At 57.1% G+C, this 5578-nt stretch carries 8 protein-coding genes and 1 pseudogene; all 9 read right to left on the bottom strand.

The window, feature by feature from the left end; translation table 11 throughout:
• Positions 1-466: 466 nt before the first annotated feature.
• The gene (locus tag INF68_RS23330; protein ID WP_274205380.1) at positions 467-586 is read right to left on the bottom strand and encodes a type I toxin-antitoxin system Hok family toxin; all 120 of its coding nucleotides are present in this window, start codon (positions 584-586) and stop codon (positions 467-469) included.
• A pseudogene (locus tag INF68_RS23325) lies at positions 534-683 on the bottom strand (DUF5431 family protein); the annotation flags it as partial. The gene INF68_RS23330 and the pseudogene INF68_RS23325, both read right to left, overlap by 53 nt.
• 167 nt (positions 684-850) lie before the next feature.
• Positions 851-1225, bottom strand: coding sequence for a hypothetical protein (locus INF68_RS20570; protein ID WP_063854638.1), 375 nt, complete (start codon positions 1223-1225; stop codon positions 851-853).
• A gap of 55 nt (positions 1226-1280) precedes the next feature.
• Positions 1281-1607 (bottom strand): hypothetical protein, encoded by a 327-nt coding sequence (locus INF68_RS20565; protein WP_029404096.1) that lies wholly within the window; start codon positions 1605-1607, stop codon positions 1281-1283.
• On the bottom strand, positions 1604-2332 hold the full coding sequence (locus INF68_RS20560; protein ID WP_029404097.1) for a plasmid SOS inhibition protein A: 729 nt from the start codon (positions 2330-2332) through the stop codon (positions 1604-1606). The genes INF68_RS20565 and INF68_RS20560 overlap by 4 nt, the downstream gene beginning before the upstream one ends.
• Positions 2329-2763: a conjugation system SOS inhibitor PsiB gene (gene psiB, locus INF68_RS20555; protein ID WP_063854637.1), complete on the bottom strand. Its 435-nt coding sequence runs from the start codon at positions 2761-2763 to the stop codon at positions 2329-2331. Before psiB ends, INF68_RS20560 begins: the two co-directional genes overlap by 4 nt.
• A 37-nt stretch (positions 2764-2800) precedes the next feature.
• Positions 2801-4819 carry a ParB/RepB/Spo0J family partition protein gene (locus INF68_RS20550; protein WP_063854636.1) on the bottom strand — a complete coding sequence of 673 codons (2019 nt, stop codon included), beginning with the start codon at positions 4817-4819 and terminating at the stop codon, positions 2801-2803.
• A gap of 67 nt (positions 4820-4886) precedes the next feature.
• Positions 4887-5252 (bottom strand): hypothetical protein, encoded by a 366-nt coding sequence (locus tag INF68_RS20545; RefSeq protein ID WP_063854635.1) that lies wholly within the window; start codon positions 5250-5252, stop codon positions 4887-4889.
• A 43-nt stretch (positions 5253-5295) separates the two neighbouring features.
• Positions 5296-5578: hypothetical protein (locus tag INF68_RS20540; RefSeq protein ID WP_370552482.1), on the bottom strand; the 283-nt coding region annotated here is incomplete at its 5' end.

Below are 5578 nucleotides of genomic sequence, written 5' to 3'. Positions count from 1 at the left end.
CGCCCTGGCGGAGTGGGGCTAGACGACCGGACCGCTACGCGGGCCGGGAGCCGAAGGGGGCCAGAGCCCTGCCCTGTTTTCGGGTTATGGCCACGGAGCTGCAGCTGAGAAAGTTAACCAGCAGGACGCCGGATATGACGCCCGGGATGAAGAACACAGGGAAAAACAGGCTAAAGTCAGGTACAGGCAGGTAACTCATGGCGCTCTGACTTCAGCAAAATCAGGCAGGAAAGGCTGGGGTGTGGACAAGGCGGAGGGAGCAGAGGGGCAGCGCCGGAGGCGCGTCCCCCTTCCCCCGTTCCCCGCAGGGGAACAGACCTTCCGGGTTGTTCATGCATGCGACTGCACCCTTCGGGATGGAAAAAGGGGCTACCTGTAAACCGGCAACCCCTTCATAAAGGCGCTTCAGGCATGTCGTGGCAACTCAGCTCCTGAAAAGGCGGGGTTTCCCCCGCCTTCAGGTAGCTTACTTACCGGATTCGTAGGCCAGAACGGCAGCGACCTCCCGCTCTCCGTCCTTCAACCGGATTTCGCAGAGCGATTTTCGGGTGAGGAATGTGAATATTAAGAGTGTTAAACACACGATTAATACGCACCAGATAACAGTACTTCGCGGCAGTTTCATAGCTGACTTCTCCTTGCCTTTCGGCAGGTAAGCGGCCATACTGTTGTTGATCAGACATGCAGTGGGCCTCGGGTTAATTGAAAAATTACTCGGGGCTTTCTGCTTTCTGCCACACAACACGGTAACAAACCACCTTCACGTCATGAGGCAAAAAGCCTCAAGCGCCACGTCGATTATACCGGGCAGGTGCTATTTCTTACCAGGTATATCCACGCTTTATTCTGCTTAGCGCCTGAAATATCTCATGTATCCCCATCCCGCGATCACTACGCCCGTGACAAGCGCAAGATTAGGCAGAATCACGTCCCCGGCACTTAAAAATACGGCATCAGAATTACCTTGCCCCCAGAATGCCAGCTTGTACCCGACACCCCAGACAAAGAAGATAATCCCGGCACTCAGAACGACGTATTTCATTACGCCGAGCAGGATTTCATCTAACCAGCCAGGCGGATCACGCCATGTGATGACCACAGCTATTAGTGTGAGGATGAGCTGGCCTGCATAATATCCAGGCGTACCATGCCATTCTGGCGCAACATGCTTAACGATTACATAGAACGGCACGTTCAGTAAGATAACGAGTAACCAGTACCTCATAATTCTGCTTTCTTTATATGTTCCGTCTGAGCAGTCAGACAGCATTGTATCTGACTCACCTGACGGACTTACCATCAAAATACGCCGGACGCGCTGCCAGCTCACGCTCGATTAACTCATCGGCAAACAAAGGGGCAACACGGTTAATACGTGCCTGCATATTGCGCCTTCTCACTGCGGCTTTCCGTTCATCGCTCCAGCGCTGGAGCTGTTTCTGACCGAGAAAATCCACGCATACAGCGTAACCTGAGCCAGCAACCCAGCGTGACATCACCTCTTCAGGTGCCGCCTGCCCTGCTTCCACGACAACTGAAACCAGCTCCAGTGGGCCAGGGCAGGGCTTGTGTGGCAATTTCCAGCGCAGGGAATAGCGCCACTTCATACACCGCTCCGATCAGCCAGCTTATTTGGCACCTGCCAGCGTTCAGCAACACGAACATGCTCAGGTGTTTCCCGCACGATAAACGGGATTTCGTACATCACTGTATACAGCGGCTCACCGCTGATGCGAAGCCAGTCAAGTTCCTTCAGCGACGCGAACCGCGACTGCCAGCGCCAGAACGGTCCGGCAAGCTCTGCCGCGTCAAACTCGTCGCTCCACCGGGTGTACCAGGTGCAGACGGTTTCCGGTGACTGAAAATTCAGGTCGATTTTCGCCTGCTCCAGCAGGTTCTGGCGCAGTTTCCAGCGCTGTTCGTACTCGCGGGACTGGCGGCGCAGCTGGCGCGTGGTCTTAATGCCGGACCTGTGCAGCCGTCGACCCGTGCGGGTGTGCATGACTTCAGGAAACAGTTCGGCCTGTACGTCAATCGTGAGCGGCAGCGGGCAGGCTTCGCCACTGGTGGCGATCATCGTGTTAAGCGCCTCCTCGACCTGTTTCAGGTTTGAATGACGGTTATTTGGCACCCAGTGCAGGCCGGGTATTTTATTGGCCACCGTGGCGTTGAGACGTCCGCTACCCGTGAGAAGGCGCAGAAAGGTACGGACATACGGCATGGCGGGCAGCCGTGCGCCGCGTTCGCGGGCAGACTCAACATGGCTGATAGCCTGTATTGCAGCCTGACGGGCGGGCTTCAGGGAAACGAGCGCGTGTGAGGACGGGATCATGCTGTCACCTCCACATTCATCAGCTTCACCACGGTGCTGGCAGTGCAGTTAAAGCGGCGCATACCTGCCAGCTGCGCGACCATCTGGTTTATCCGATCAGGCTGGAGCGTGTCGCTCTGGTAAAGGGTACGCACCACGTCACCGCCGGAGGACAGCAGCACCAGAAGCCAGTACGGCGAGACTTCGCCGGGGCTGCACACGCACAGATGCCAGTCATCACTGCCGTCCGCGCTGAAGCGGCACTGGACGGGGAAGAAGCCGCCGAACTCGCTGCGGAACTCGGCGCAGACGCGCCATCCTTCAGGTGTCGACAGGAGGCCGGTCACGGCATCGCTGAGGGCGCGGCGCGCGTCCTCGCCCTGCTGACGGATAAACTCCAGGTCGGATGCGGTCAGGGTGTTGATTCGGTTCAGGTCATATTGCATGGTCATGTCTGTTCCCGCCGCCCGAAGGCGGCGGCCTCCGGTATTAAGCAGCGTGGTCAGTGGTGTTAGCGTCGGTTTCGGTGGCTTCTTCAGCCCCAGCGGCTGGCGCTGTGCGCACCATCCAGTCAGGCAGCCAGCCCTGAGCATTCAGATCCTGTTCGGCGGCCTTTGCCGCATCGCGGCGCTTGAGCTTCACAACTTCACCCGCACGGGCGCTGAGTCCGGCTTCTTCATAGGCTTTGCCAATCTGGGAAATCGTGAGCTTGCCGAAGTAGCTCTCAGCATCCGGCTGCCACCATTTGCGCAGGTCAAAGTCCAGCGCCGCTTCCAGCCCGTCCAGTTCGCTTTTCTGCGTATGGTTATACATACGTTCCTGAATACCGTTGATACCGTGTGCCGCGCAGAATCCCAGCAGGGTGTTCACCTGCTCTGCTGACCATGACAGCAGCCAGGTGAAATCGAGATGCCAGTTTTCGGGCAGCGTTGCCTGAAGCGCCTCTTTCTGTGCTTTGAGCGCCATCAGCGCCTTCCCTTCTTCACCGGATGGAGCCAGTGATGAAAGTTGATACTGATTCGAGGACACGGAGGCTTTCAGCGGTTCATTGCGCTTGCCGTGGGTGCGGTCAAAGAGCGCAAGACACAGCGTCCACGTCAGGAGTGCCACCGATACATCAGGGCGACCCGCCAGTTCTGCCTGAACGGCGAGAGTGCGCTCCGCAGACATGGCCTTAACCAGCGTTGCCGGATAGGCGTCAGCGGGAATGTCAGGCGTGGTGTATCTGATAACGTTCTTTTCACGTTCCTGACGCGCCTGTTCTTCTTCTGCCCGGTCTTCGTCGGTCAGCTTGCGGATACCAGGCTGAACCTGAAAACTGTCACCATCCCATGACACCCAGATACCGTGTGCGGCGCGAAATTCCGGCGTGGCTTCGCGGTACTCCGCCTCGCAGTAAATGTCATCGATCTGCTGCTGAAGCTCGTATTCGTCATCGTAGGTTTCAGTAGCTTCCATTTGTTCTTCAAGCTCACTGACACGCTTCTGTTCTGCATCCGTCAGGACAGCTTTCGGCATCGCAAAACGGTACTGTTCACCGTCCTCACCGCTGGCGCGCAGTTCCGTCATACGGAACTCAGCCCAGCCCCAGCCCTGCTCCTGCTTAACGCGAGCGGCGAGCACGGTGAGCTTGCCAGCCAGCAGAGATTTCACCAGCGCCGCATCGGCAAAAGTGCTGTCCTTGTCGCTGAACAGGTCGGCGGTCAGCGTACCGCCAGCGGCGATATAGGCTTCCTCGCCCACATACTCAAACATCGGGTGGCTGATGGCCATCTTGTCGTCAGTCACCATTTTGCGAAGTGTATGGGGCATTGGCATACTGCCGTTCCACTGCGCCTTCGCTTCTTCCCAGACCTGTAGCTGCCGTTCATGAGTGTCGGCAAGGGTCATCACTTCACAATGTTCAAGGGTGATTTCATCCCGCGCCAGCGCATCCAGCAGGGAGGGGGCAAGATTCGCCAGCTTCAGGCAGCGCTGAACGTGGCGCGGGTGATAGCCCATCAGTGCGCCAATCTGAGAGGCCGTTTTACCTTCCTGCTGAAGGGTACGAAAACCGATAATCTGCTCGGCGGGATGCATGTTTTTACGTCGACCGTTCTCGATCATCGAGGCCGCCACCGCCATCTCCACGGGCAGGACTTTCACCGGAACAAACGGCGTGTCTGCATCGAGCACACCGCGCATCACCAGAATGCCTGTGCCTCTGCGGCGACCTTCCCCGCCGACAATGCCGATCGTACCGTCCGGCAGTTCTGCACCGATCAGGTTTTGCAGGATGCCCATTGCCTGAATGCTGTCTGCCATCTCTTCCACTTCCTGATCGGTATGCGGAATGATGCGCGTGTTTAAGTCAGTATGTGACAGGCGGGAGTACGGGAAGATTTGCACGGGCGTATCAGCAAGCAGCTGGACGAGCTTCTGCTTGGTAGACTGCGCGATTTTTTCCGCAGATTTTGTCTGACGGGTGGTCTTAGCTGTCTTTTTTGCCGTAGTATTGGTGGCGACCATGATTTTTACCTCTCAGTGATAGTTGTGGTCAGCCGTGGCCGGAGTGCGATCCGGTCACGGCACCCGGTTAACCGGTAATGCGTTTCGGGTGTGCTGCCAGTGCTGCAAAGGACGGATAGCCATCAAGAACCTGCATCATGACTTTTGCCCCTTCCAGCATCGCTTTATCCGTTACGCTGCCGCTGTTTTCACACACGTTGATCGTTGCCACGATCCCCGATTTCACATCTGAAAAACGCTCATACATGCGGTTGCTGAACAGGACGCGTTTCCCTCCTGCCATCACCTGCCAGTTGTTGCAGTCGTTAAAGCGGGTGTCCACGTTGTCAAACTCGACCACGTGGATGTCGCTGGCCTGAATACGCAGCAGCTTCACGATTTCGGTGCTCTGCCCGACCTTACGGGTCGCCGGACGGGTGTTAAGGTTCTGCATGTTTCCTCCTTCTCTGGGTTAAGGCCGGACATCCGGCCTCCGGTTAAAGCTGCACGTATTGCAGATTGCGTTTCAGTTCAAAAAGAAAATCCGGTTCAAACGACCAGGCGCGCCAGTTAAGCGTTCCGTTGGTGCGGATCTCCACCTGCACGTCGCCGTATCGGGACACGTCGGACAGGGTGACGGTGACCCCCGCCTTCAGCGAAGTGGCCTGAGCCACCCATTCCCGTGCGACAGAAACAGGGCTTTGTTCTTCCCCCATCTTGCTGGAAGATTCTTGAGCGGCGGTTTTGACGTTGACGTTTCGTGTGTGCATCCTGGTTTTC

Source organism: Enterobacter cloacae complex sp. P16RS2 (assembly GCF_014982155.1).
Taxonomy (GTDB): domain Bacteria; phylum Pseudomonadota; class Gammaproteobacteria; order Enterobacterales; family Enterobacteriaceae; genus Enterobacter; species Enterobacter cloacae_M.
Note: the sequence above shows the minus strand (reverse complement) of the source record. Positions and strands in the feature narration are given on the sequence as shown.

Bases quoted from the DNA above. Each gene is read 5' to 3' on its own strand.
- INF68_RS20545 (WP_063854635.1), bottom strand. From the start codon at position 5,252: ATGCAGAACCTTAACACCCGTCCGGCGACCCGTAAGGTCGGGCAGAGC.
- INF68_RS20550 (WP_063854636.1), bottom strand. From the start codon at position 4,819: ATGGTCGCCACCAATACTACGGCAAAAAAGACAGCTAAGACCACCCGT.
- INF68_RS20560 (WP_029404097.1), bottom strand. From the start codon at position 2,332: ATGATCCCGTCCTCACACGCGCTCGTTTCCCTGAAGCCCGCCCGTCAG.
- INF68_RS20565 (WP_029404096.1), bottom strand. From the start codon at position 1,607: ATGAAGTGGCGCTATTCCCTGCGCTGGAAATTGCCACACAAGCCCTGC.
- INF68_RS20570 (WP_063854638.1), bottom strand. From the start codon at position 1,225: ATGAGGTACTGGTTACTCGTTATCTTACTGAACGTGCCGTTCTATGTA.
- psiB (WP_063854637.1), bottom strand. From the start codon at position 2,763: ATGACCATGCAATATGACCTGAACCGAATCAACACCCTGACCGCATCC.